Here is a 25,951-nt window from a genome sequence, read left to right on the forward strand (position 1 = left end):
GCACCGTCGGCCGCAGCCGACGCTTGCCTCGCAAAGGATGCCGCGGCGACGAACACGCCGAAAACGAGAAGCCAGGAAACGAACCCGGCCGCGACTTTAACTTTCCGCGAGGACGAACGCTCCTCGCACGCTCTGCAACTTGCCATGCAGGCAAGCGAGCCTCAGCTTTATGACGCGAGCGTGGCCGGAGCGTATTGCCCTGGCGGGCGCAGGCACCAGGCCTGTTCTGGGTGGCCGTTTGCCGGCGCAAATACCGCGAAGCGGTTTCATCCTTCGGGTCCAAGGCTCCCACGTGAGCGGACCGGAGGGGAGTCTTGAGGCCCTCGGCGGGGCCTCAGTCCTCAACACGATTACGCCGCGTTCTTGGGACGCCTGCCCCGGCCCTTGGCGGCTGTTTTCGGTGCGGCCGCAGGAGCCGACTGAACGGGGCTTGCGGGCTTGGCCGCGTTGCGCTGGCCGAGGCCCATGCTTTTGGCGAGGTTCGAGCGCGCTGCCGCATAGGCCGGCGCCACCATCGGATAATCGTGCGGCAGGCCCCATTTCTCGCGATACTCTTCAGGCGAGAGGTCGTAATGAGTCTTGAGATGCCGTTTGAGCGATTTGAACTTCTTGCCGTCTTCAAGGCAGATGATGAAATCCTGCGTCACGGATTTCTTGACCGGGACAGCGGGCGTCAATTCCGGCTTCACCGGTTCAACGGCCTGCGTCGCGGCTTTGCTGAGCGCCGCATACACCGAACCAATAAAGTCCGGAAGCTTGTCGGCGCTGATCACGTTGTTCGCGACATAGGCCGCCACCACATCTGCCGTGAATGAGGTCAGTTCGATTTCGTTGCTGTCTACCATGAGTCCCAGGCTTGTGCTGTTGGCGCGAAAGTATATCTATTTTGTACGCGCCAGTTTTTGTCATCGGGTTCTTGACGCCTCTTACAGATGTTGGCGAGTAAAGGGTAGCCCATTGTGCACCATCCGGTATATTTTTGTGGATGACGGACGGGAGAGTCGCTCGTGTTGATCTGGATCACGCACTGGTATACAGCGCCAAAAAAAGCTTCGATCTGCGCCGCGCCCCGGCGGCATCAGAACCTGGACGACTAACCCTCGCCGCGCGCGGATCGGGGGTTCAGGTCGAAACGCGATCTCTACGGGCCTTCGCCACCTGCTGCCCGCATCTCGCGCCCTGTTCGCTGTCGCCGAGCCTTGCCGAGCCAAGCGTAAAGCGCCGGAAGCACGACGAGCGTCAGAAGCGTCGCGTCGAAATAGAGTCGGGCTTCGCTCGACACCGAGGCGCATGGCCTTTCGCGCGCCACCGCCGCTCCGGCACCTGCTTGCGCGCGAAATAAACATCCGTCCGGTCGCTGAAACGGCGGTCACCTGCGAGAGGCCATGGCGCGAAAGCGACCGGGTGTATTTGAGCCCCGGCGTGCCATCGAGCGCGGTCTCGCTGGCGGCCGCAAGCGTCGCGATCTGCACGTGCTTTTTGGTGATGTCGGGGACGGCAACTCGCACGTCATGGAGGCGGTCGCGACCTCGGCGACCGCAAGGACATGGCTCTGAGTTCGTTGATGCTGGTGGAGGCTCGGAACGGCCTCAGGTGATGACATCCGGCTGCGCGCGGCCGGTCCGTTCGCGCAAATCCGCCAGTTCATCGGCTGTCGCGATGAGGTCGGCGAGCGCCTCCTGTGTATCCAGCGCCAGACGGGCCGGATCGGCCTCATAGCGCTCGATGTATACGCGGAGCGTCGACCCTGTCGTGCCCGTCCCCGACAACCGAAAGACGATCCGGGCCCCGTCTTCGAAGAAGACGCGCAGCCCCTGGTTCCCGGAAACGCTGCCGTCTACCGGATCTGTGTAGCTGAAATTGTCTGCCTTGACGACGCGACGACCGTGCACTGTAGTCGCCGCGAGGCTCCCCAGGCGTGCCTCAAGCCCGCTCATCAACCCCTGCGCGGCGGGCGTATCGAGCCCCTCATAGTCGTGGCGTGTGTAATAGTTTCGCCCGTAGGTTGCCCAGTGATCCTTCGCGATTTCGGCCACGCTCTGGCCACGCACGGCAAGAATGCTCAGCCACAGAAGAACCGCCCAGATGCCGTCCTTCTCGCGCACATGGTTGCTGCCGGTGCCTGCGCTTTCTTCGCCGCAGATCGTGATGCGCCCGGCGTCCAGCAGATTGCCGAAGAACTTCCAGCCGGTGGGCGTCTCGTAGCAGGCCACGCCGAGCTTTTCGGCGACGCGATCCACCGCACCGCTCGTTGGCATGGAGCGGGCGACGCCGGCGATGCCGTTGCGATAGGCCGGGGCGAGATGCGCATTTGCCGCGAGAATCGCGAGCGAATCCGAAGGCGAGATGAAAATGCCGCGCCCGATGATAAGGTTGCGGTCGCCGTCGCCGTCCGAAGCTGCGCCAAGATCGGGCGCGTCGGGGCTCATCATCAGGTCGAGCAGTTCCTTGGCGTGCACGAGATTCGGGTCCGGGTGATGGCCGCCGAAATCGGGGCGCGGGGTGCCGTTGCGCACGGTACCAGGGGCCGCACCAAGCTCACGCTCGAAGATGGCGTGGGCATAGGGGCCGGTGACGGCGTGCATGGCATCGAACGCAAGCGTCAGGCCCGATGCGAACGCCGCCCGAAGTGCGGGGAAGTCGAACAGCTCGCGCATAAGCTCGACGTAGTCCGCGACGGGATCGATCACCTCGACCTTGGTATCGCCTAGCCGATGGCTGCCGATACGGTCGAGGTCGATGTCGGGCGTATCGAGCGTGAGAATTTCATCAATCGACAGTGTCGCGGCATAGATCGCGTCGGTGATCTTTTCCGGCGCTGGGCCACCATTCGCGGCGTTGAACTTGATGCCGAAGTCCCCGTCCGGCCCGCCTGGATTATGGCTGGCCGACAGGATCAGCCCGCCGAACGCCTTGTGCTTGCGGATGACGCACGAGGCAGCGGGGGTGGACAGGATACCGCCCGCGCCAACCAGCAGGCGCCCGACGCCGTTGGCGGCAGCGATGCGGATGACGGTCTGGATCGCTTGCGCGTTGTAGAAGCGCCCGTCGCCACCCACCACCAGCGTCACGCCGCCGAAGCCTTCGGGAGGCCGGACCGCGTTGAACACCGATTGCACGAAGTTCGCGAGGTAGTGCCCTTTGGCGAACTCGGTCACCTTCTTGCGCAGCCCGCTCGTGCCGGGCTTCATGCCCTCGATCGGGGTGGTTGCGATTCGCTGGATTTCCATATCGGCTCCGCAGGGCGTTGATCGGGATTTGCATACCCCGTCCCGCCATTTTACGCCAGTCGGGATCATGACGCGCCTTTTTCGACGCGAAGCGATGACACCACCGGCGCGCGCCCTGAAAGCACCGGCACCTTGCTGACTCCGGGTGCTGTTCCGATTTGCATCTGACGGCCGTACCAATCGAATGCAAAACAGTGACCGGAGGCGTCACGAAAGCCGACCCGGCAAACGGAAAACAGCCCGCATTTCCAGATCGACAAATGTCGCGAGCGCCTCTTGCCTAAACGTGCCGCTTCGCGACATCGGCCCCTTGCGCTACAAATTTTCCATTTTGCACGCCGCTCAGTTCTGAGTGGCCGCGAACTGACATTCGATGAATTTGCGATTTTTTGAAAGAAACATAATACGCACCGCCACCCGATAACAGATATTTTCCATGCTTCCGCCCCACGAAACAAAATGATCTTTATTTCCAATTCGGGCGTTCGAAGACGTTTTTTGCGTGTATGTTAGGCGCTACATACCGGGCCCCGGCTGACTTGCCCCACGAAAGTGCTGAATAAAATATGTCTGCACCTGTAGAAGAATTGGATCGTCCGACCGAGCGAAAAAAGCTCGCCGAGGCGCTGAATAACGCTTTGTTCTCCATCGAGGACTTGCCGACACGTATCGCCGCGATTGAAAATTCTATCGATGGCCGAATTTTATTCTCAACCAGCCTCGGCATTGAGGATCAAGTCCTTCTTCACGCTATCGCCAAGGCGCGGTCTCGTATCGAGGCATTCACACTCGATACCGGCCGGCATTTCCCCGAGACTTACGATATCCTTTCGCGCAGCGAGCGCGTTTTCGGCACCCGTATCCGCGTCGTATTTCCCGATGCTGGCGACGTCGAGGAACTTGTCGCGCGCGATGGCATTTTCGGCTTCCGTTATTCGGTCGACCAGCGCAAGGCGTGCTGTGACGCTCGCAAGGTGCTGCCTCTTCAGCGCGCGCTCGAAAACGCGGCCGGGTGGGTGACGGGCGTTCGCCGCGAGCAGTCCACGACGCGGGGCGAAACGCCGTTCGCCGCGTTCGACGGACAGCAGAACCTGATCAAGATCAACCCGATCGCCGACTGGACGCTCGAACGGGTGGAAGCCTACGTCGCAGAGCACAACGTGCCGGTGAATGCGCTTCATGCGCACGGTTTCCCGTCCATCGGGTGCCAGCCTTGCACGCGCGCCATCGAGCCGGGAGAAGACATCCGCGCCGGCCGCTGGTGGTGGGAAGACGAAAACCGCAAGGAATGCGGTCTGCACAACCGACCTGGCGGGTCGAGAAATCTTTAATTCGCTTCGAGAGACCTTCAGCCCGATGACCAAACCTCTATCCCATCTCGACCTGCTCGAAGCGGAAAGCATCGCGATCCTTCGCGAATCTGCCGCGCAGTTCAAGAAGCTCGTCTTCCTCTACTCGGCGGGCAAGGATTCGACCGCGCTGCTTCATCTCGCACGCAAGGCATTCTGGCCGCAGAAGCCGCCCTTCCCGCTGCTCCACGTCGATACGACCTGGGAATTCAAGGAAGTGATCGAGTTTCGCGACCGTAGCGCCGAGCGCTTCGGCTTCGATCTTCTCGTGCATATCAACGAGGACGGCGTCGCGCGCAACATCAACCCCGTCGACTATTCACCCTCGGTCTACACCGACGTGATGAAAACGGTCGCGCTCCGTCAGGCGCTCGACAAATACGGCTTCGACGCGGCCATCGGCGGCGCGCGCCGCGACGAGGAAGCGAGCCGCGCCAAGGAGCGTGTCTTTTCACTCCGCTCGCCCGGCTATCGCTGGGATCCCCGCAAGCAGCGCCCCGAAATGTGGAACATCCTCAATGGCCGTCTCGGTCAGGGAGAGACGATGCGCATTTTCCCGCTGTCGAACTGGACCGAAAAGGACGTATGGCGCTACGTCGCCCGCGAGAAGCTCGATGTCGTGCCGCTCTACTTCGCAAAGGAGCGCCCCGCGATCGAGCGCGACGGGCAGGTTTTCGTCATCAACGACGATCGGCCTTTCCTGAAGCCGGGTGAAACGCCGCGCCTCATCAAGACGCGCTTCCGCACGCTCGGCTGCTGGCCCGTGACCGCAGCCGACAAGTCGGAAGCGTCCGATATCGATGCCGTTCTCGACGAAGTTCTGAATGCGCGCAATTCCGAGCGTCAGGGCCGCCTCATCGATCACGACGCAGTCGGCGCGATGGAGCGCAAGAAGGAAGAGGGATACTTCTGATGCGCCTGGACACATCCGATGCGTTTGCCGGCGCCGAGCCGGCTTCAGAAACAGAAGCCTACAGGAAGCCTCCCGTGACAGAGCGCAAGACAGCCCAGGAATTGAACGGCATCGTCCGCCTTCTGACTTGCGGTTCCGTGGATGACGGCAAGTCCACGTTGATCGGCCGCCTTCTGTGGGATGCCTCGCCGCTTTACGACGATCAACGCGAGAAGCTCCTCAAGGAGACCGCGAGCCTCCACGGCGCGAGCCGCCCCGACTTCAGCCGCCTTGTGGACGGGCTCGTCGCAGAGCAGGAGCAGGGCATCACCATCGACATCGCCTGGCACTATTTCGACACGCCGCATCGCCGCGTCGTCATCATCGACTCGCCGGGTCATGAGCAATACACCCGCAACATGGCGACAGGCGCTTCGCATGCCGATGTCGCCGTGCTGCTCGTCGACGCGCAGGCAGGCGTCAAGCGGCAGACGCGCCGCCATCTGGCGATCCTCGACCTCGCGGGCGTTCGCAAGGTCGTGCTCGCCGTCAACAAGATGGATCTGATCGACTGGAACAAGGAGCGCTTCGACGCCATTGTCGACGACTTCGCGGGTTCCGTGGCGCGCTTCCCGAGGCTGTCCTGGATTGCGATCCCGGTTTCGGCGCTGAACGGCGACAACGTGGCGACGCGCTCGCAGGCGATGAAATGGTACAAGGGGCCGACATTCGTCGAGCACCTCGAAACAGTCGGTTCCCGCGCGGACAACGCACACGAGTCGTTTCGCATGCCGGTGCAGCTTGTGTTGCGCGACGGCAAGGGCTTTCGCGGTTTTGCCGGCCGCATCACGGCGGGGACGATCCATGTCGGAGACGCCGTCTCCGATGCGCTCTCCGGCCGATCGAGTACCATTGCCAGCATCCGTACGATGGACGGGGATCTGGAGGCAGCGCGCAGCGGCCAATCCGTGGTGATCGAACTTGCCGATCATATCGATGTCAGCCGGGGCAGTGTGCTGACAACCGAAAAGGGCGAGGTACGGACAGGGCGCAGGCTCGAAGCGCGCATCGTCTGGCTCGCTAACGAGGCCTATTCCCCGACGCAGGGCTATCTGCTGCGAACTCCCACGGACATGGTTCCGGTCGCATCGCTGAAGATTCTCGGCCGCCTTGACCTCGACACGCTGGAATTGAACGAAGCCGCGACACTTGAACCGAACGACATCGCCAAGGTGCAGGTCGATCTCGCGCGGGCCGTTGCCGCCGATCGCTTCACGGACCATCGCGGTACGGGCGCATTCGTGCTCGTCGACGCGGTGACCGGCGCTGCCGTGGCCGGCGGCGTCATCCGCGAAGTGAGCGCGGGCGTTGCGGCAGACAAGGGCGCGTTCCTGCTGTCGAGCGAGCTGTTGTGGCGCGGTCTCTGCTCCGACCTTGCCAACACCGAGGACGCGGAAGGCGAGTTCCGCCGCCGCGCGAACGAGGTGGCGATCATCCTGCGCGCGGCGGGAGTTTCCGTGGAGTTTGCGGCATAAGCAAGGGCCGCACATCATCTTCAAGGGAACGCATTTGTTGGACCCTTCGCCCGGAATTGAAGCATTCCGGGCGAAAGGATCGATAGCTTTTGCTCGGCGTCGTCCGCAAATCGGGCACCGGCTCGACGGCGTCCATTTCATGCGTCGATCGGGGTGCGAGAATCGGGTCCGATTTCACGCACGCTGATTCCGATCGATTGGTTCGCCGCAATCGGATCGGCAAACTTCTCAAAGTAACGAGGCGGATTCACCGATCAGGTTGATTCAACCTGATCGGCTCCGGCTTAACGATTATCCGGCTGAGAGCGAACGGCCGACAGCCCCAACGCGGAGATTCGATAGGGCCGCCCGGCCACGGACTGAATAAGGCCACGGCGACGCAGTTTATTGAAGACGTCGAGTGAGCAATCGACAAGACGATACCCGTCGCGGGTGATGCACTCGACCGAGATTATGGATTTGCCGTTTCGGACGTGACGAATATATCCGCCTTGTGCCAAGGCGTGCAGCGTCCGCTGCTCGTATTTCGAGATATTCATTGGAAGACTCGATGCAAAGACCGCAATAGCCCGCCGCGCCAGGACTGCAAAAGCAGCCCGACTATTTCGGCAAGCGCTTGATGTTCGCTTCAGCGCGAACAATCAGCGGCCTGTGACAATCTCCAGCATCCAGCCTCCATGAGAGGCAGGCATTAAGCCTCCGATATGGATGGAAGTCAATTCGGTACGGAGATTTGCATCTACCGGCTTTGCGGATTTCTCACCACGGAAGAACCCGCATGATCGCCGTGCGTCGTTCTCTCGGAAAATGCATGTGGAAGACGGATGTCTGGAACGAGTATGCGCTTATTCGATCGCGGCGCCGGGCTCGCTTTTTGCCGTCTTGATCGTGAAGGACGTCTTCACCGAGCTGACATTGGGCGCCGCGGTCAATTCACGGATGATGAAGTTCTGGAAGGTCACGAGGTCGGGCGCGACGCATTTCAGCAAGAAATCGGTGTCGCCCGAGAGCATGAACGCTTCCCGCACGATTTCCCACTGGCGAATGCGGGCCTCGAAGGCTGAAAGATCGGCCTCCGACTGGCTTTCAAGACGCACGAAGGCAAAGGCCGTCAGATGAAAACCAAGGCGCGGAAGATTGAAAACGGCATGATAACCGGCGATGATGCCGGAGCGTTCCAGCTCCCGAACGCGCCTGAGACACGGTGGAGCGGAGAGTCCGACCCTGGCAGCCAGTTCGACATTGGTTATGCGACCGTCCCTTTGCAACTCGGCAAGGATCTTCCAATCGGTCGCATCGAGTTTCGTTGGAATAGTCGAGTCATCCAGTGTTCGCACCGACGCCATTGGGATTCCCTCGGGCTGTTGGCCAATCCCGCCCAGCAGGATATGTGGTGGCTGCTCTGTTGCAACGCAACAGTTTTTGATCTCAACGTTGGCGCAGCAGCAAAAATGTCAGCGGCAGTTTCGCGTTTGGTCCCGTCAGCACGGGCTTGACCGAATCGCCTTGGCAGCGGACGCCCCAGCGCCTATTTTGCGATGCGAAATGCTAATTCAGAAGGGATGAGCTTGCAATGGCGGCACGTCATCACAGGGTGATCATTGTCGGGTCGGGTCCTGCGGGATACACTGCGGCGATCTATGCGGCTCGCGCCATGCTGAAGCCGCTCCTGATCGAGGGCATGCAGCCCGGCGGCCAGCTCACCACCACGACCGAGGTCGAGAATTATCCGGGCTTCGCCGAGCCGATCCAGGGGCCTTGGCTCATGGAGCAGATGCGGGCGCAGGCATTGCATGTCGGCGCGGAGATCGTCCAGGATCTGATTACGTCGGTCGACTTTTCGCGTCTTCCGCTCGTGCTCAACGGCGACAGCGGCGCAACCTATCGCGCGGAATCCGTCATCATATCGACGGGCGCCCAGGCCCGCTGGCTCGGCATTCCGAGCGAACAGGATTTTCGCGGCTACGGCGTGTCGGCCTGCGCCACATGCGACGGCTTCTTCTATCGGGGCAAGGATGTGCTCGTGATCGGCGGCGGCAACACGGCGGTAGAAGAAGCGCTGTTCCTCACGAAGTTTGCGAAGAGCGTCACCGTGGCGCATCGCCGCGATTCCTTCCGCGCCGAGAAGATCCTCCAGACGCGCTTGTTCTCGAACCCGAAAGTCAAGGTGCTCTGGAACACCGTGCTCGACAAGGTGGTGGGCAACGACAACCCCAAGGCGGTGACAGGCGCGCGACTTCGCGATACGGTAACGGATGAGGTAACGCTGTTGCCGGTGGATGGAATATTCATCGCAATCGGCCATGCTCCGGCGACGGAAATATTCAAGGGACAGCTCGATACCACGTCCGGCGGGTATCTCGTCACGGCAGCGAAGTCGACCGCCACGAATATCGCCGGCGTTTTCGCGGCGGGCGACGTGACGGACGACACCTATCGCCAGGCCGTGACAGCGGCGGGCATGGGGTGCATGGCCGCTCTGGACGCGGAGCGTTATCTCGCGAGTTTGGAAACACTTGCGCAGGCGGCCGAGTAAGGCCGCGCGGCGCGTATAAAAGGGCCCGGCACTCCGCATGGATTGGGACAAGCTCAGGATTTTTCACGCCGCGGCGGAGGCTGGAAGCTTCACGCATGCGGGCGAGACGCTGGCAATCAGCCAGTCCGCCGTGAGCCGGCATATCGCCTCGCTCGAACGCGATCTCAACGTGCCGCTGTTCCACCGTCACGCGCGCGGCCTTGTCCTCACCGAGCAGGGCGAACTTCTCTATCGCACGGCGCAGGAGGTGTTCTCGAAGCTCGCCACGACGCAAATCCTGCTCGCCGACAGCCGGGGCAAGCCGAACGGCCAGTTGAAGGTCACGACGACCATGGCGCTCGGCACGGGCTGGCTCACACCCCGCCTCAACGAGTTCATGAAGCTCTATCCGGACATTCAGCTTCAGCTCATCCTTGATGACGAAACGCTGAATCTCACCATGCGCGAGGCCGATGTCGCCATCTGGTTTGGCCCGCCGTCCCAGCAGGATCTCGTTCGGCGCAAGCTGTTCACCGTGCATTTCCACGTCTACGCCTCGGTGGACTATGTGAAACGGAACGGACGGCCGCGCAATCTGGAAGACCTGGATCGCCATCGCATCCTGACCTATGGAGGCGTGCTGCCCAGCCCCTTCAAGGAGATGAACTGGCTTGAAACAGCAGGCCGCGACGGCCGCACCCTGCGAGAGCCATCGGTGCGCATCAACAGCCTTCTTGCGCTGCGCGAAGCCGTGTTGCAGAGCGTCGGCATTGCGGTGTTGCCGGACTATCTTGCGAAAGATCATCCGCGTCTCGTCAATGTCCTGGAAGAGGCCGAGATGCCGATCTTCGATACCTACTTCGTCTATCCCGCCGACCTCAAGGACACCAAACGCGTGAACGCGTTCCGCGACTTCCTTGTCGAGAAGTCGCGCGAGTGGTCTTTCTAGCGGTCCAATTCCGACATTTGCATCCGTTTGCAGCACGCTTGCGAGCAAATGTCAGGATCGAAAGGACTTCCGGCGATACTATGATTTGGTGGAGCTTTTAAGTTTGATATTTGAGCGAGAGCCGCAGCAGCAAGCGGGACTCAAACGGCAAAGTCGCTCCGCTGGCGTTGCCGAAGACGCCGGTTCCACCCGTCCGGCCCTTCGATAGGGCTGATGCTTTTTAGCCACAGATGTGGTCGAACAGTCCGCGCTTCCCCATGAAGCGTCTTGCGCGGTCTTCGCTCCAGCGGCCGCGATCCTTTACAATTTATGAGTAGCGTTGATTCGCGTCGCTTCCCGCGATGCGGGCGATGACAGTCCTGCGTAGAGCACTTTCCGAATCCGAAGGGTCGTTTCCTCGGGTTGATCTGGCTGTACGAGGCGAAGCATGAAGCTTTTTCATATTATAGCAAACGCTCAGAACATGCGGGCGTTCAGCAATATGGGGCAGGTATTCGGCTTCAGCGACGAGATCATGGCGCAAACCGTCCGCTACTTCATTCCCCCGATCTCCAAGGCCATCGAAAAGCGTTCGCAGACGCCCGAGGGAGTGATCTCGCTCCTTGAGTTGCTTGGCTCGCGCCGCTACGACCGCTTCCTCGACGACCCTCGCATTTTCGGTCACCCGCAGATCGCGAAGGAGGGGCAGCGCCTGCTCGAATTCCTGTTCGAGCGCGAGGCGAGGCTTCAGAAGATTGTCGAAAACCGCGCGCGCGTGCTGCCGGTCGATGCCGCCACGCTCCGGCGTCTGTTTCCATTCATCGCCGTGTTGGTGATGGGCGCGGTAGAGGTTCGCACGCGGCGGCCCCTCGGCGTCATCCTGCATCGCGTGGCGAAGGGCGAGACCGACGACCGCGCCATCGCCAACCCGTTCATTGCGCTCGCCCAGCATCTGCGCAAGCAGGAGAAGCAGGAGCGCGACGGCCGCAGACGCCGCCTTTTCTCGTTCTTCGGCGTCACGCAACCATCGCCCCAGCCTGCGAAGGCTCAGGCGGGCGCGGCAGGCGGCTTGTTCGAATCGGCGTGAAGCTCGCGCGACGCTGTGAAGCCTAAATCGGCCCCGGAGCGCAATCCACACTTTCAGAGCCCGAGCCGATCTGATTGAAACACAATCGGATCGGTAAACGGTTTCATCTTGAAGTTCGGATCCGGCTCTAAAGTGTGAAGCTCATTCCGTCGGCGGCAATATCCCAACCGGCTTCGCGAACCATCATCGCGGCGGAGCTGTTCGGGTCGAGAATGGGATTCGTTGTGTTGATATGGATGTAGATCTTGCGCTTGATCTTTGAGCGGCTGAACGCGTCGAGCGAGCCGTTCGGCCCCATGATGGGCACATGCCCCATGCGGCGCCCGGTCTTCTCCCCCACCCCCGCATCGCGCAGTTCGCCGTCATTATAAACGGTCCCATCGAAGAAGAGACAGGCTGCGCCGCCAACTCGGTCCAGCAGATCCTCGTCGATGGAGGCGCAACCCGGGATGTGGAAAAGCGTGGCGCCTTCTCGGTCGGTTATTCGCAGACCGATATTTTCCCCCGTGATCAGTCCCGTCTCTGGAGTTTCGCCACCTTGCTCATGATAGAGCGGGATCTTGCCCGGCACCGCGAAGGGCTCGAACGTCAGCCCATCGAGCGGCGTCACCTTTTCTCCCGGCCTGACAGCGATGCGTTCCACGAGATCCAGCGCCAGCACGTCGAAGATGCGGTTTTCGCCGACGATCGCGAGCACAGCTTCCGATGCATACAGCCGGAGCGGCTGACGTTCCCGCAGGGTGAGTAATCCGGCAATGGCATCGACGTCGGCATTGGTGAGGAAAATTGCCTCAATGGGCGAATTGCGAACCGAGCCGCGCCGCCGGGGCCACAGCTCGCGATTATCGAGGATCTGCGTGCGCAAATCGGGAGAGGTGTTGACGATGACGAAGCGTTCGCCGTCCGGCGAGACGGCGAGACTTGACTGGGTTCGCCGAAGCGCCGGATCGTCCCACGCGAGGCGGGAAATGCGGGCATTGCAGTTCCACTGCGGGAAGCCGCCGCCCGCCGCCGATCCAAGCACCTTGACGAACACGACCGGACTACTCCCGGCAGGCGCGCTTCGCCGCGACGTCCAGCGTCGAGGGAAGGTATCGCGTCACTTCGAAGCCAGCTTCGACTGCGGCAGCGACTGGTTTTGACCAGACCTTCATGTGTCCTCCATCTATAAGCCCATCAGGGCATGAGTCGCTGTTTCCAGTCGACTGGCGGAGAACACTCGAAAGCCTCTAACGGCACATGTACACAACTTGCAACCGCGCGCGGTGTTTTGTAATTGCGGCTCTCAATCCACGGAGCGGAGCGCGCCGCAGCTATCCGCGAAACGATGGCCTCGCATCACACATCCCTTACGCCAGGAGAGCGCGCATGGGACGCCGCACCCTTCTCCTCAAACAGGCTTTTAGTGGCAGGCGCAGCCTCGGCATTCCGAGGGGCTGAAGCTGCTCAGCGCGCCGTCGCGCGCCGCCTGAGCGCATGGAGTTCCGGCCGCGTCCGCATTGGCATGAGGAGCCACGCGCGAAAGCAACCTCTTCATTGCCGTACTCCCGCAGGCGGGACAGGCCGGATTGTCGCCGAAGGCGACGAGCAATTCCGTTTGCTTGCCGCAGTCGGGGCATTCATAGCTGTAAAGCGGCATCGTGCGATCTCCCTTCAACGTAAAAACGCGATCTCAAATATGGGCTGGCATCCGCAAAGGTGCATAACTTAGGCCGCTGCCGTAGGCAATTTCTCCTTACTCGTCAGCCAGCGCCGCCACGATCTTGGCGAGGCTTGCCAGCAACGCCTTGCGCTCCTCGTCGCTGAGAGCGCCGAGCGCCTTCTCGTTGAGTGTCTCGATTGCCTCACGCACCGCAGGAAACTTCTCCATCGCGAGCGGTGTCAGCGAGATCAGCATGCTTCGCCGGTCGCTTGCGTCAGGCTCGCGGTGAATCAGCCCGTCGCGCTCCATGCGCGAGAGCGTGGCCGCCATGGTCGGCTGCTCGATGGCGGCGTATTCGGTCAGCGCTTTCTGCGAAAGCGCGCCCCCGTCCCCCAGCGCGAAGAAAATCGGCAAATGGCCGGTCGACAAGCCGAAAGGCTTGAGCCTGCGATCCATCTCGCGGGCGAAGAGTCGCGCCGCCCAGTTCGTCATATATCCAGCCGAGGTTTTGCGGTCGATATTATATAGCTTGCTATCTTTTTCCATCATGTGTTACATAGCATACTATGTTAATCCGAAAACAAGGAGCTTCTGCATGCGTACACCGCTTCGCCTTCTCCACGCCATCGCGGGCTTTGTGAGCCTTGTCATAATACTTCGCTTCCTGGGCAATACCGCCTATGCCGAGCTTTACGGCGACCCCGCCGCCATTCTGGCTGTCAAGTCGTGGATCGTCTGGCGTCTTCCGGTTCTGATCGTCGCGCTTGCAATCGCGGGCGCTACCGGCTTCGCGCTAGCCGGGCCTTCGCCGCGTGGTCTCGCCGCGCGCAAGCTTGCGAGAATGCGCGTGATCGCAGCGAACGGCATTCTCGTGCTGGTGCCTGCCGCCATATTCCTTTTCTGGAAAGCCGATGCGGGCGAGTTCGACGCCACCTTCGCGGCGCTGCAAACGATCGAGTTCATTGCTGGAAGCGTGAATATCGTGCTGATCGGCTTGAGTTTCCGCGATGGCCTTCGCCTGACGGGCCGCCTGCGGCGCCGCTCCGACGCCTCCGCGCGCCGCTCGTAATGACAGCCATGCGCATTTGCAGGGGAGCAAGCGTCTGGCGCTCGGGTTCACGGCGAGAAGTCGGATTGCGCGCCGGTCCGCTCAATCCGATAAGCGCATAAGCACAAGAGCGGTTTGGACGAAGTCGATACACTTGGCGACGAGAGTTCGCGCCGGAACAGTGCTAAGGCGTCGGTATGAAAAAAGTGAGTTTCAATCATGACAACTCCCAATGCAGCCGCAGCCGGAACGTTTAAAATCGGCGGCGAGATCGAGATAAACCGCCTCGGATACGGCGCGATGCGCATCACGGGCGACGGCATTTTCGGTCCGCCGTCCGATCACGCCGAGAGCATCCGCACGCTGAAGCGCCTTCCCGAACTCGGGGTGAACTTCATCGACACGGCGGCCTCCTACGGCCCGGACGTGTCCGAGCGCCTGATCCACGAGGCACTCCATCCGTATGACGGCCTGCTGATCGCGACGAAGGGCGGCTTGACGCGCCCAGGCCCGAATGTCTGGGTGCCCGATGGCAGGCCGGAAGCTCTGATCGCCGATGTGAAGAAAAGCCTGCGCCAGCTTGGCGTCGAGCAGTTGCAACTCTGGCAACTCCACCGCATCGATCCGAAAGTGCCGCGTGACGAGCAATTCGGCGTCATCCGGCAGTTGCTCGACGATGGCCTGATCCGGCACGCCGGACTGAGCGAGGTCTCGGTGGAGCAGATCCGCGCGGCGCAAGCTGTGTTTCCGGTCGCCACCGTTCAGAACCGCTATAACATCGTGGATCGCACGAGCGAAACGGTGCTCGCCTATTGCGAGAGCGCGGGGATCGGCTTCATTCCGTGGTTTCCCCTCGCCTCCGGCGATCTGGCGAAATCCGGCTCGGCACTGGACGCGGTGGCCAAGACCCACGGGGCGGCGCCGGGTCAGATCGCGCTTGCGTGGCTTCTGGCGCGCAGCCCCGTCATGCTGCCCATCCCCGGCACATCGAAGGTCAAGCACCTTGATGAGAACGTCGCGGGGGCCGCGATCCGGCTTTCAGAGGCAGAGTTTGCGGCGCTCGACAAGGCCGGGCGCGGCGCTTCCTGACGCAGGGAGGCGGCTCCTCAGGTCGGCCTATTCAGGCCGATGGCGGGCCGCTTTGTTTTGCGCAAAGACGACGGCGGGGGCACCTTCAGGCGCTGCCGCTGTTATCCCGTTTTTAGGAGGGTAATGGTGGAGCCAATGAGATTCGAACTCACGACCTCTGCAGTGCGATTGCAGCGCTCTCCCAACTGAGCTATGGCCCCTTCGACGCTCATTTAGGCGCAGGCGCCCGCCCCTGTCAAGGCGCGAAGCCCCGCCTCAGGCAAACTTCTTCCACCCGCCGCTCTCATCCTGCCGCCAGTAGCTGACGGGCCGCTCGGCCGCCTTCGCGCGGCGCCATTCCTCGCGCGCGATGGCCTTCGCCTCGTAGTCGGCGTCGTCGAAAAGCCGGATCACGCGGACAAAGCGCTCCGGCTCGTCTTCGCGCGCTCCTTCGAGCAGAAACAGCACCTCGGCGCCGTTCGGATTGGCCTGTTCGAGCGTGAGGAACACGGGTTGGCGGTCGGCGTGGCCGTCGCGCGCGGTGCCGTGCGGGAGAAAGGACTCGTCGCGATACGTCCAGAGCGTGGTATCGATGGCATCGAGCCGTTCCGCGCTTGAAAAGCGGAGCGAAGCGCGCCAGCCCCGCGCCAGCGTCTTCTCGACCAGAACCGGCAACACCGCCTGGAGCGGCTGCCGCTCCAGATGATAGAACCAGAACTCGGGGCAAGCATCCGCCCCGCCGCCGTCGCTCATTTCCTGCCGGGCCTCCGGCCGTCGTCGACATAGGGATTGTCGGTCTTGCGGACGTGGATGCGGACTGGCGATGGCCCGAGCCCGAAAGCTTTCTTCAGGTCGTTGACGAGGTAGCGCAGATAGGAATCGGGCAGCGCCTCGGGGCGCGAACAGAACACGATGAAGGTCGGCGGCCGCGCGTTCGACTGCGTGATGTAGCGGAGCTTGAGGCGGCGTCCCGCCACGGCGGGCGGCTGGTGCTTTTCGAGCGCTGTGGCGAACCAGCGATTGAGCGCGGCGGTCGAAATGCGCTTGTTCCAGGCGTCGTTCACCTTGAACGCGGCGTCCATCACCTTGTCGAGGCCGCGCCCCGACAAGGCGCTTACCGGCACCAGCGGCGCGCCCGCAAGTTGCGGCAAGATGCGCTCCGCATGCTTCCGGAGTTCGGCGAGGTAGGCCTGCGGCTCGGGCACGAGATCCCACTTGTTGATCGCGAAGACAAGACCGCGGCCCTCGCGCTCGACGAGGTCGGCGATGGTGAGATCCTGTTTCTCGAACGGTGACTGCGCGTCGAGCAGCAGGACCACGATTTCGGCGAAGCGGATGGCGCGCAGCGCGTCTCCGACAGCGAGTGTCTCGGAGCGCACCGTGATGCGCGCCTTGCGGCGCAGGCCCGCCGTATCGTAGAGCCGCACCTTCCGGCCCCGCCATTGGAAGTCGGCGGCGATCGCGTCTCGCGTAAGGCCCGCCTCGGGGCCGGTAATCATGCGTTCCTCGCCCAGAAGCGCGTTCACGAGCGTGGACTTGCCCGCGTTCGGACGCCCCGCGATGGCAAGCTTCAGCGGGCGGGCGCGCGCCTGCTCCTCGGTCAGTTCGTCGTCTTCGGGCTCCGGCTCGTCGCCTCGCGCCACCGCGATCTCCTCAAGGCGGCTTGCAACCTCTGCCATGAGGTCGCCGAGGCCCATATTATGCTCGGCCGAAATGGGCAAAGGCTCGCCGAGGCCGAGTTCGTAAGAGCCGTAGAAGCCGGCGTCCGAAGCGCGGCTTTCGCTCTTGTTTGCCACGAGAATGAAGGGCTTGCCGGAACCGCGCACGAGGTCGGCGATGCCGCGATCCACCGAGGTCAGCTCGGCCCGGGCGTCGATCACGAACAGGATGAGATCCGATTCCGCGATGGCCTGCTCGGACTGCTCGCGCATCCGTGCGGCGATGCTGCCCGGCTCGGCGTCTTCGAGGCCCGCCGTATCGGTAAGCACCACATCGCGGCGATCGATGCGGATCTGGGTTTCCTTGCGGTCGCGCGTCAGGCCCGGCATGTCGTCGACAAGCGCGAGCCGCTTGCCGGCGAGCCGGTTGAAAAGCGTTGATTTGCCGACGTTCGGACGGCCTATGATGGCGACGGTGTAGGCCATCGGCGTGACTGCCTCAGAGAGTTGACCATGCAATGCTGCGCATGCGCGCGCTGATCGTCAACGTCATAGCATGTCATGCGAAACCGGCAGGATAATTTTAGGTCGAAAAAAGCGCGATGATTGCCCCGCCGACATCGCCGCGCCGTTGTGGGAGAGGAGGAAGCGACAGACCTTCCCCCCCTCCGAACCCAAGATCAGTTCATCGCGATCAGATCCGCCTTGTCCGTCAACACGAACAGCTTGCCGTTCGCGACAACGGGCGGGATCATCACCGGCGAGCCGAGATCGGTCTGCGCGCCGATCGCGCCGGTCGAAGCGTCGACGCCCGCGAAGAGCCCCTTGGAGGACGCAAGCCACAGCTTGCCGCCTGCGAGCACGGGGCCACTCCATCGCCCGTCGCCGGGAAGCTGCGTCACCCAACGCGCCTTGCCGTCCTTGCGGTTCAGCGCGATCAGCTTGCCGGTCACGTCCACCACGAACACGGAATCGCCAGCCACCCATGGCGTCTGAGAGCCACGAATATCACGCGTCCAGATGCGCTGCCCCTTGTCCTTCGACGTGGCGATCAACTGCCCGCCCCGGCTCATCGCGAACAGCGTATCGCGATCCACCACAGGACGCGCGGACTCGCCGATAGCCGCCGACGAACTCGTGATATCGTTTTTCGAAAGTGTCTCCGTCCATTTCGGCTGGCCGGTCTTCACGTCGATGGCGGTGATTTCGCCAGACGGGAACGGCACGAAGACGAGATTGCCGGAAACGGCCGGGCTCGCACTCGTCAGGACGGCGGCATTTTCAGGCAGGCCCTTCTGGGTCCACAATTCCGATCCGTCGTTCGCATTGAGGGCGAAAAGCTCGCTCTCCGCGTTGACGATATAGACGCGCCCGTCGGCTGCCGTGGGTGCTTCCCGGATCGGGATGAGAATCTTCTTCGTCCAGACGGGCGAGCCGGTGCCCGCATCGAGCGCCAGAACCGTGCCGAAGCCGGTCGCCACGAAAACCTTTCCCCCATCAGCCGCGAGCCCGCCGCCGAATCCGGCACGGGAATGGTTGTTGCTGTTGAAAGGACGTAAGATGTCGAACCCGGCCTTTTCTTCCGGCACGGTGCTCATCTTCCAGACGGTGGCGCCGCTCTCCATCGAGATAGCGCGGATGGTGCCTTCGGCGTCGAGCGTGAAGACCTTGCCGTCATAGACGATCGGGATGGCGGTCAGGCGCATGCGCTTCGACGACCCTTCGCCCGCGGACGCGGTCCAGGCGGTGCGCAGATCCTGCCCAAAGGCGAGATGGCCCGGCGCATTCGTCGGCACGCCACCCGGCTGGCTCCAGGATGCGTTCATGACAGCCGGAGGCAGTGACACCGGGCTTGCGACCTCGGCGGCCGCGATGCTGCCCTTGTCTTCGACACCGCCGAGAACGGACACGCGCTTGCCTGGCAGTTTCTCCTGCTTCTTGTCGAAAACCGACGTGACGGAGGAGATGCTGGGCATGCTCGGTTCGCTGAGGCCCATGGACTCGCATCCGCCGAGAAGCGCGGCGGCTGATAAAACACTTACGGATGAAACAAGCAAAAACCGACGGCCGTAACGCGCGCTATTGTGTTTTCGCTTCATTCGCTCCGTCCTTTGTCCCCGTTTGTCCGGCCTGTGCCGCCTTCGGCTGATCGAAGAGAAGGGCCAGCATGATCTGAGCCCGCTGCCGCATTCCCGCAGGCGCCGCACCATCGCTAGCGATCTCGCCGAAAATACGTTCGGCTTCATCGCGCTTGCCTTCCTTGAAGGCGGCGACACCCAGCACGTCCTTGGCAGCGAATCGCCATTCGCTCGTTCCCGAACGATAGGGAGCAAGGGTCTGAGACAGCGACTCGTAACTTTCCTTATCCACAGAGAGCGCCGCGATCTGCACGCGCGCAAAATCGCGAAGCGTCGCCGGTGCGCCCTCGTCGCTGGCCACGCCCCGATAGTCTTCGGCGGCCTGCTCGTATTTCTTCTGGGCGAGCGATTCGGCGGCCGCATGCAGACGCGCCAGAACGCGATAATTGCCGGGGCCTGAACCCGCGAGGTCGGCGAGCGCCTTCTCGGCCTCAGCCTCCCTGCCGTCCTCATGAAGCGTGATCGCGGTAACGAGCGCATCGCCACCACGGGCCGCATCGGCCGCGCGACGAGCCTGATCCCATTTATATCCGCCGACACCGGCGGCGATCACCAGCGCCGTGATACCGAGATAAATGCCGTACTTCTTGAAGAAGATCGCGGCCTGCTGGCGGCGATGCTCCTCGTTGACCTCGCGGATAAAGCTTTCGTCACTGCTCATGGCGTTTCTGCCTTCATTATGATGTCACCGTTTTGCAACAGATAGGGCAGCGCCCGCTTCAGCGGAAGCGGCTTTCCGCGCATGCCCGTCGCATCGGTCAAAAACGCGCGCTTCTCCACGAAAAAACTGCCTGATCACCTGGGCTTCGTTTTGGACATTTTCGTGACTCGCGGCTTCTCGTCCGCAGGCTTTGCCATGGCGTAGACGTGATCCTTTGCCGGAAACTGGCGCGCCCGCACCTCCGTTGCATAATCCTTGACCGCGTCCTCGATGGCCGCGCCGAGTTCGGCGAACTTCTTCACGAATTTCGGCACAGCGGGTGAAAGGCCGAGCATGTCTTCCAGCACGAGGATCTGCCCGTCGCATTCTGCCGAAGCGCCGATGCCGATGGTCGGAATCTGGATGGCGCGCGTGATTTTCGCGGCGAGCAGTTCCGCCATGCCTTCAAGCACGACGGCAAACGCGCCCGCTTCGGTAACAGCCGCTGCGTCCGCCTCGATGGCGGCCCACTCTTCCTGCCGTCGCCCTTGCGTCTTGAAGCCGCCCATCATGTTCACCGACTGCGGCGTGAGGCCGATATGTCCCATGACGGGAATGCCGCGCTGCGTGAGAAAGGCGACCGTTTCCGCCATCCGCGTGCCGCCTTCGAGCTTCACGGCGCCGCAGCCCGTTTCTTTCATCACCCGCGCGGCGTTGCGAAACGCTACAGCGGGGCTCTCCTCATAGGAGCCGAACGGCATATCCACGACGACGAGCGCATGGCGTGAGCCGCGCACGACAGCCGCACCGTGCATGATCATCATGTCGAGCGGCACCGGCACCGTCGTCTCAAGCCCGTGCATCACCATCCCCAGCGAATCCCCCACGAGCAGAAAATCCATGTGCGGATCGACAAGCCGCGCGGTGTGCGCGTGATAGCAGGTGAGCGACACGATCTTGTCGCCTCCCTTCTTCGCGCGGATGTCTGGTGCCGTAACGCGCCGGATGACCGAATGCTGTGACATGGCTTGTTCCTGGTGGTCCGATCCGACATTTGCAGCAATTCCGGCATCTCGTGCGCAAATGTCGGAAGCACGAAGGCCGCTATCAGCTTTCCTTTTCTGGCGGAGCGTTCTAACGAGCGCGCGGCAACGTTATCTCGATTTCCCCGAATTCGCCCGACCAGGAGACTAAGAGCGCTGAATAGCGGAAATGGGGTGCCGGGGAAATATGCAAGAGCGCGGCGCTTCCGAAAATTAACCGAGTTTGCGAAATAAGCTGGCACTCGCTTCGAGTTTTAGGAAAAATCGTTAAAAGTTGGAATTATGTTCGGAGGGTTTCATGATCAGGCGCGTATTTGCTGCGCTGACGCTCTTCGCATTGGCCGTGGCCTATCAGTCGACGGTCGAAGCGAACGCCGTTCCTCTGTCGCAGGCATCGAGCCTTGCGCAAGCAATTGACGCCAAGTCTTCGGTGATCAAGGTCGATGAGGAATACGATTACCGTTATCGCTACAACAACGCATCCGGCTATGGTTACGGCTCTGGCTACGCGTATCGTTACGGCGAACCGCGTTACTATTGGACGCGCCGCCGCGGCTGCGGCTGGGACTATCCTTGCGAACCGCGCCCTTCATACGGCAAGCGCTATTTCAGCGGCGGCAATTCGCAGGTCTACATCAAGAACAACTACGGCACCGTGAACGTGTATTCGAACGGCGAGCGCCGCAAGTATCAACGTCCTTACTACAGGTCTTATCGCTGGCGCGACCGCTATGAAGAGAGTTCGTACCGTAACGATTGCGGCGTCTTCTGCTGGTACAAGCGCGTGAGGTCGGGCTATTGCGGCCATGGTTGCGAAAACTATCGCGAGCGCGTCCGCTATGAAACCGGCTATCGCACGGTTGAATATCCCCGGCCCTATTTCTATCGCTCCCGCCCGCGCTACGACGATTACGGCTCGACGCGTTACGAGCGCCCGTATGACGACGAACGCGTGCCGATTCGCCGCTTCGACGGCCCGCGCTACTAGCGGTCCGATTCCGACATTTGCATCCGTTTGCAGCACGCTTGCGAGCAAATGTCGGAATCGAAAAGACCACTAGCAACATCATGATTCTAGTGGAGCTTTTGAATTTGACATTTGAGCGAGAGCGCGCAGCCTCCGGGACTCAAATGTCAAATTCAAAAGCTCCACTAGAGCGGCCTACGCAATCGAACTCGATTTACGCAAGGCAAGCTGATCGACAACGCAAATCTACAGCGTCGTGCCTCGTCAGTTCCACGACGCGACGCTGTAAGTCGCGACTGCAGCCCATTCGATCGAGCGCACATCATGTCGGGCTGCTCCTCATATCGGGTGAGCGGGCAGGACAGTGTGTAATCTTCGTGATCCCACACGTTCCTTGAGCTTGGCCAAACTCGCAGGACCTAAACTTACCCCACTCGCCGGAGTGGGGGAGCAAGCCCATACCCGCGGCATCCGTCGTCAGGATTTCCGCCGCCGGAGCTTACCGGCGCACCCGGCTTCCGTGCACGAACAGCAACATCAGACGCGCGCTCCAGAAACGTCGCGTTCTCGTCAATACATGTGCGTGTTGACGCGATTTGTGGGACAGCATGCAAACGTAAAAATTTCCGGCGCTGGCGGAGGCGGAACAAAGCGCGGGCTGCGATAGACCCAATAGAGCGGTCTCGCGGCGGGGGCGCGGTATGTCATTGCCGCACGCGCACCATGGTGCGAGCGCCATCCCGACGCGTCGGCCCCGTCAAGAATGCCGGGCGATATCGCCGCCAGCAGCGCACCGAAAAGAAGAAGAGCGATCATTCTCATCATCACCTTGCACCTCTCGCGGTCACAGCCGAACATTCGACTATGGTGCCGATGATAAACCGGAGGTGGTAAAGGTGCCGCGAACGCGGCCTGACCCATCGCTCGCCACGGCGGGAGCAAATTATGCATCATCCCAAAGCGGGAGACGATCAGCCCAATTTCAGCTTGAAGTTGTGCACAGTTTAAAATAGAGTTGGCCGGACCCGGGTGGGGCAGGGGTCCGGCCTTCTGGGCACTTGAGAGGGAAATGATCGAAGCTATCCTTGGGCGTGGATAGACAGGGATCATTAACGATGCACGAGAGCTGCTCTCCAATGAGTTGAGCTATCGATCTTGTTAACCGGCTGAGCTACAAGTTCGCGTTTCTCTCTTGCCTCGCTGGAAATACAACTATAGCGAGAAAGGATAAGGCGCAACTACTTTTACGTGCGTTTTCGTTTGATTCGCCTAAAAGTTGCGGCGCGGACACAGTGAGGGGGTTGATGGCGGAGGTTGCGCTGATCACCGGGGGGGCTGTGCGGATCGGAAGATCGATCGCGATCCACCTCGCCTCTCGCGGATTTATCATTGCGATTCAATACAATAAGTCGAAGATTGACGCAGATGCCACTGTCGCGGAGATCACGGCTGCGGGTGGCGTTGCCGCAGGTTTTCAGGCCGACCTGGAATCTCACGCAGACGTTGCACAGCTTATCCCCAGGGTGGTCGCAGAAGTCGGCCGCCTCACATGCCTTGTCAACAACGCGTCGACCTTCGCCGATGACAATCTGGCATCGCTCACGCCCGAAAGCTGGCGGCGCCATATGGCCGTCAACCTGGAGGCGCCCGTCTTTCTCGCGCAACCTTTCGTTGCGCAGCTTCCAGCCGGCGCCGATGGCAATATCGTCAATATTCTCGATCAGCGCGTGCTGCGCCCCAACCCGCATTTTTTCTCTTATACAGTAAGCAAGGCCGCGCTTCATTCCGCGACGAAAACCCTAGCGCAAGCGCTCGCGCCACGCATCCGCGTCAACGCCGTCGCACCGGGCCCCACGCTGAAAAGCATCCATCAGACGGAAGACGAGTTTGCCCGCGAGGACGCCGCTATGCCGCTCGGCCACGGCGCGAGGCCAGACGAGATCGCGCGCGCGGTCGGTTTTCTCCTCGACCAGCCGTCCATCACCGGCCAGACCATCGCCGTCGACGGCGGCCAGCATCTGATGTGGCAAACGCCGGACATCCGCGTTACATAACCGGCATGCCCGACATCGAGGACACAATCGAAGTGGCGTCGGACCTCGCGGCGGAGGACGCCGCGAGCGCGCCCGAAACCGGCCCGCACGTCATCCATCGCTATGTGAAGAACCTCGGCACCGGCCCCGGCGTCTATCGCATGATGGATCTCGCGGGCGAGGTGATCTATGTCGGCAAGGCCCGGAACCTGAAGGCCCGCGTGCAGAACTATACGCGCATGGGCGGCCACACGAACCGCATCGCAGCGATGATCCGCTCGACGGCGACGATGGAATTCGTGAATACGCGCACCGAAGCGGAGGCGCTGCTTCTCGAAGCGAACCTCATCAAGCGTTTCAAGCCGCGCTATAATGTGTCGTTTCGCGATGACAAGTCGTTCCCTTACATCGTTATCCGGCGCGATCAGGAAGCGGCGCAAATTGCGAAGCATCGCGGCGCGCGCACGGTCAAGGGCGACTATTTCGGTCCGTTCGCGAGCGCGGGCGCCGTTAATCGCACCATCAACACGCTTCAGCGCGCCTTTCTTCTGCGCACCTGCGCCGACAGCGTTTACGACAGCCGCACGCGGCCCTGTCTCCTGTTTCAGATCAAGCGCTGCGCGGGACCGTGCACGCGCGAAATCCCGCTCAGCGAATACGCAAAGCTCGTGGAAGAAGCGACGGCGTTCCTGTCCGGCAAAACGGACGCCGTGCAGCGAAAGCTCAACACACTGATGGAGGAAGCGGCCGAAGCGCTGGAGTTCGAGCGCGCCGCGAAATATCGCAACCGGCTGTGGGCGCTGGCGCATGTCCAGGCGCATCAGGGCATCAATCCGAAGGGCGTCGAGGAAGCGGACGTTTTCGCCATCGCGCAGGAAGGGGGCCAGACTTGCATTCAGGTCTTCTTTTTCCGCAGCGGCCAGAACTGGGGCAACCGCGCCTATTTCCCGCGCGCGGACAAGAGCCTTTCGCCCGCCGAGGTGCTCGGCTCCTTCATCTCCCAGTTCTACGACGACAAGCTCGTGCCGCGCTGCGTGTTTCTTTCCGAGGAGGTGCCTGAGCAGGCGCTCATCTCGGAGGCGCTTTCCACGAAGCTTGGCCGCAAGGTAGAGGTCGTCACGCCGAGGCGGGGCGAAAAGCGCGAACTCGTCGACTACGCGCATCAGAACGCGCGCGAAGCGCTGGGCCGCAAGCTTGCGGAGACGACGAGCAATGCGAGGCTGCTCGCGGGAGTCGCGCAGGTCTTCGGTCTCGAACGGGTTCCGCGCCGCATCGAGGTTTACGACAACTCCCATATCATGGGCACGAACGCGGTCGGCGGCATGATCGTCGCCGGGCCCGAAGGCTTCGCGAAGAACCACTATCGCAAGTTCAACATCCGGGCAGCCGACCTCACGCCGGGCGACGATTTCGGCATGATGCGCGAGGTTCTGACGCGGCGGTTCAAACGCCTCATCAAGGAGCACGGCCTTCCGGCTGGCGACGCCGCGGCGAGCGATATCGAGGCGGAGACGGAGGCGGCAGGGAAAGCCCCGGCGACCGCGACAATCGCAAGCGAGACCTCGTCGCTGCCTTCGCCCGCGGAAGAAGAATATACCGAGGAAGAGAACGGCGAGGCGGTTGCGCAGGGCGGCGATGTCGGCGCGTGGCCGGATCTCCTGCTGATCGACGGCGGCGCGGGCCAGCTTTCCGCCGCGCAGGAGGTGCTGGCCGAACTCGGGCTGCATGGGCTCGCCATCGCGGGCATCGCCAAGGGGCCCGACCGGAATGCGGGACGCGAACGCTTCTTCATGCCGGGCAAACCGCCCTTCTCTCTTCCGCTCAACGATCCGGTGCTCTACTTCGTGCAGCGGCTTCGCGACGAAGCGCACCGTTTCGCCATCGGCTCGCATCGCGCGAAACGGAAGAAGACCATGACAGAGAATGAACTCGACGGCATTCCGGGCATCGGGCCGACGCGCAAGCGCGCGCTCCTGAAGCATTTCGGCTCGGCGAAGGCTGTCAGCCGCGCCGGACTCTCCGATCTTCAGGCGGTCGACGGCATCAGCGCCGCCATGGCTCAGCAGATCTACGACTGGTACAACGACCGCAAGTAAGTGCTTCGCCGGAACGGAAAAACGTTCACGCCCTTTTGGTGGGAAAGCGCCTCACTCACGACGCAAAACAAAGCGATCCGTG

General features: G+C 61.9%; 26 protein-coding genes and 1 tRNA gene. 11 read left to right on the top strand and 16 right to left on the bottom strand.

The window, feature by feature from the left end:
- Positions 1–350: 350 nt before the first annotated feature.
- The 3 genes from EK416_RS05730 to EK416_RS05735 form a co-directional block, all read right to left on the bottom strand.
- A complete protein-coding gene (locus tag EK416_RS05730) occupies positions 351–845 on the bottom strand; it encodes a Ros/MucR family transcriptional regulator (RefSeq protein WP_127076550.1) in 495 nt (164 codons plus the stop codon).
- 296 nt (positions 846–1,141) lie between these two features.
- Entirely contained in the window at positions 1,142–1,282 is a 141-nt protein-coding gene (locus tag EK416_RS17675) for a hypothetical protein (protein ID WP_210210973.1), read from the bottom strand.
- A gap of 307 nt (positions 1,283–1,589) precedes the next feature.
- On the bottom strand, positions 1,590–3,230 hold the full coding sequence (locus EK416_RS05735) for an alpha-D-glucose phosphate-specific phosphoglucomutase (RefSeq protein ID WP_127076551.1): 1,641 nt from the start codon (positions 3,228–3,230) through the stop codon (positions 1,590–1,592).
- A 566-nt stretch (positions 3,231–3,796) separates the two neighbouring features.
- Between EK416_RS05735 and EK416_RS05740 the strand changes: the two genes are divergently transcribed.
- From EK416_RS05740 to EK416_RS05750, 3 genes are all read left to right on the top strand, one after another.
- A complete protein-coding gene (locus tag EK416_RS05740) occupies positions 3,797–4,561 on the top strand; it encodes a phosphoadenylyl-sulfate reductase (RefSeq protein ID WP_127076552.1) in 765 nt (254 codons plus the stop codon).
- Between the two features lie 25 nt (positions 4,562–4,586).
- Entirely contained in the window at positions 4,587–5,492 is a 906-nt protein-coding gene (gene cysD / locus EK416_RS05745) for a sulfate adenylyltransferase subunit CysD (protein ID WP_127076553.1), read from the top strand.
- 74 nt (positions 5,493–5,566) lie between these two features.
- Positions 5,567–7,006 (top strand): sulfate adenylyltransferase subunit 1, encoded by a 1,440-nt coding sequence (locus EK416_RS05750; RefSeq protein ID WP_245433953.1) that lies wholly within the window; start codon positions 5,567–5,569, stop codon positions 7,004–7,006.
- A 284-nt stretch (positions 7,007–7,290) separates the two neighbouring features.
- Here EK416_RS05750 and EK416_RS05755 read toward each other — a convergent pair whose 3' ends face one another.
- Both EK416_RS05755 and EK416_RS05760 read right to left on the bottom strand, forming a co-directional pair.
- A complete protein-coding gene (locus EK416_RS05755) occupies positions 7,291–7,545 on the bottom strand; it encodes a YjhX family toxin (RefSeq protein WP_127076555.1) in 255 nt (84 codons plus the stop codon).
- A gap of 306 nt (positions 7,546–7,851) precedes the next feature.
- Positions 7,852–8,352, bottom strand: a complete 501-nt coding sequence (locus EK416_RS05760) for an Lrp/AsnC family transcriptional regulator (protein WP_052037200.1) — start codon at positions 8,350–8,352, stop codon at positions 7,852–7,854.
- A 227-nt stretch (positions 8,353–8,579) separates the two neighbouring features.
- Here EK416_RS05760 and trxB point away from each other — a divergent pair, with 227 nt between their 5' ends.
- The 3 genes from trxB (at position 8,580) to EK416_RS05775 (ending at position 11,536) form a co-directional block, all read left to right on the top strand.
- Complete coding sequence (trxB, locus tag EK416_RS05765; RefSeq protein WP_127076556.1) at positions 8,580–9,542, top strand: thioredoxin-disulfide reductase; 963 nt, start codon at positions 8,580–8,582, stop codon at positions 9,540–9,542.
- A gap of 37 nt (positions 9,543–9,579) precedes the next feature.
- Entirely contained in the window at positions 9,580–10,470 is an 891-nt protein-coding gene (locus tag EK416_RS05770; RefSeq protein ID WP_127076557.1) for a LysR family transcriptional regulator, read from the top strand.
- Positions 10,471–10,897: 427 nt separating this feature from the next.
- A complete protein-coding gene (locus tag EK416_RS05775) occupies positions 10,898–11,536 on the top strand; it encodes a DUF937 domain-containing protein (protein ID WP_127076558.1) in 639 nt (212 codons plus the stop codon).
- A 127-nt stretch (positions 11,537–11,663) separates the two neighbouring features.
- On the opposite strand, the gene pqqB is transcribed toward EK416_RS05775, so the two are convergent.
- From pqqB to EK416_RS05795, 4 genes are all read right to left on the bottom strand, one after another.
- Positions 11,664–12,572, bottom strand: a complete 909-nt coding sequence (gene pqqB, locus EK416_RS05780; protein ID WP_127076559.1) for a pyrroloquinoline quinone biosynthesis protein PqqB — start codon at positions 12,570–12,572, stop codon at positions 11,664–11,666.
- 7 nt (positions 12,573–12,579) lie between these two features.
- A complete protein-coding gene (locus tag EK416_RS05785; RefSeq protein ID WP_127076560.1) occupies positions 12,580–12,690 on the bottom strand; it encodes a pyrroloquinoline quinone precursor peptide PqqA in 111 nt (36 codons plus the stop codon).
- Positions 12,691–12,938: 248 nt separating this feature from the next.
- Positions 12,939–13,175, bottom strand: a complete 237-nt coding sequence (locus EK416_RS05790; RefSeq protein WP_127076561.1) for an FmdB family zinc ribbon protein — start codon at positions 13,173–13,175, stop codon at positions 12,939–12,941.
- Positions 13,176–13,271: 96 nt separating this feature from the next.
- Positions 13,272–13,670: a MarR family winged helix-turn-helix transcriptional regulator gene (locus EK416_RS05795; protein WP_245433954.1), complete on the bottom strand. Its 399-nt coding sequence runs from the start codon at positions 13,668–13,670 to the stop codon at positions 13,272–13,274.
- 103 nt (positions 13,671–13,773) lie between these two features.
- Here EK416_RS05795 and EK416_RS05800 point away from each other — a divergent pair, with 103 nt between their 5' ends.
- The gene (locus tag EK416_RS05800) at positions 13,774–14,247 is read left to right on the top strand and encodes a hypothetical protein (RefSeq protein WP_127076563.1); all 474 of its coding nucleotides are present in this window, start codon (positions 13,774–13,776) and stop codon (positions 14,245–14,247) included.
- A gap of 198 nt (positions 14,248–14,445) precedes the next feature.
- Positions 14,446–15,315, top strand: a complete 870-nt coding sequence (locus EK416_RS05805) for an aldo/keto reductase (protein WP_127076564.1) — start codon at positions 14,446–14,448, stop codon at positions 15,313–15,315.
- 124 nt (positions 15,316–15,439) lie between these two features.
- On the opposite strand, the gene EK416_RS05810 is transcribed toward EK416_RS05805, so the two are convergent.
- From EK416_RS05810 to panB, 7 genes are all read right to left on the bottom strand, one after another.
- Positions 15,440–15,515, bottom strand: a tRNA-Ala gene (locus EK416_RS05810).
- 55 nt (positions 15,516–15,570) lie between these two features.
- Entirely contained in the window at positions 15,571–16,047 is a 477-nt protein-coding gene (locus EK416_RS05815; RefSeq protein ID WP_127076565.1) for a DNA polymerase III subunit chi, read from the bottom strand.
- Positions 16,044–17,438 (bottom strand): ribosome biogenesis GTPase Der, encoded by a 1,395-nt coding sequence (gene der / locus EK416_RS05820; RefSeq protein WP_127076566.1) that lies wholly within the window; start codon positions 17,436–17,438, stop codon positions 16,044–16,046. Before der ends, EK416_RS05815 begins: the two co-directional genes overlap by 4 nt.
- A 194-nt stretch (positions 17,439–17,632) precedes the next feature.
- A complete protein-coding gene (locus EK416_RS05825) occupies positions 17,633–18,928 on the bottom strand; it encodes an outer membrane protein assembly factor BamB family protein (protein ID WP_164729877.1) in 1,296 nt (431 codons plus the stop codon).
- A 103-nt stretch (positions 18,929–19,031) separates the two neighbouring features.
- A complete protein-coding gene (locus EK416_RS05830; protein WP_127076568.1) occupies positions 19,032–19,751 on the bottom strand; it encodes a DUF2659 family protein in 720 nt (239 codons plus the stop codon).
- Positions 19,748–19,870 (bottom strand): hypothetical protein, encoded by a 123-nt coding sequence (locus EK416_RS18095; RefSeq protein WP_281023866.1) that lies wholly within the window; start codon positions 19,868–19,870, stop codon positions 19,748–19,750. The genes EK416_RS05830 and EK416_RS18095 overlap by 4 nt, the downstream gene beginning before the upstream one ends.
- Before the next feature lie 15 nt (positions 19,871–19,885).
- The gene (gene panB / locus EK416_RS05835; RefSeq protein WP_127076569.1) at positions 19,886–20,755 is read right to left on the bottom strand and encodes a 3-methyl-2-oxobutanoate hydroxymethyltransferase; all 870 of its coding nucleotides are present in this window, start codon (positions 20,753–20,755) and stop codon (positions 19,886–19,888) included.
- A 316-nt stretch (positions 20,756–21,071) separates the two neighbouring features.
- Between panB and EK416_RS05840 the strand changes: the two genes are divergently transcribed.
- The 3 genes from EK416_RS05840 (at position 21,072) to uvrC (ending at position 25,869) form a co-directional block, all read left to right on the top strand.
- Positions 21,072–21,761 carry a hypothetical protein gene (locus EK416_RS05840; RefSeq protein WP_127076570.1) on the top strand — a complete coding sequence of 230 codons (690 nt, stop codon included), beginning with the start codon at positions 21,072–21,074 and terminating at the stop codon, positions 21,759–21,761.
- A 1,283-nt stretch (positions 21,762–23,044) separates the two neighbouring features.
- The gene (locus EK416_RS05845; protein ID WP_127076571.1) at positions 23,045–23,794 is read left to right on the top strand and encodes an SDR family oxidoreductase; all 750 of its coding nucleotides are present in this window, start codon (positions 23,045–23,047) and stop codon (positions 23,792–23,794) included.
- 5 nt (positions 23,795–23,799) lie between these two features.
- The gene (gene uvrC, locus EK416_RS05850; RefSeq protein ID WP_127076572.1) at positions 23,800–25,869 is read left to right on the top strand and encodes an excinuclease ABC subunit UvrC; all 2,070 of its coding nucleotides are present in this window, start codon (positions 23,800–23,802) and stop codon (positions 25,867–25,869) included.
- Positions 25,870–25,951: the final 82 nt, after the last annotated feature.

Origin of the sequence: Rhodomicrobium lacus, from assembly GCF_003992725.1 — a bacterium.
GTDB lineage: Bacteria > Pseudomonadota > Alphaproteobacteria > Rhizobiales > Rhodomicrobiaceae > Rhodomicrobium > Rhodomicrobium lacus.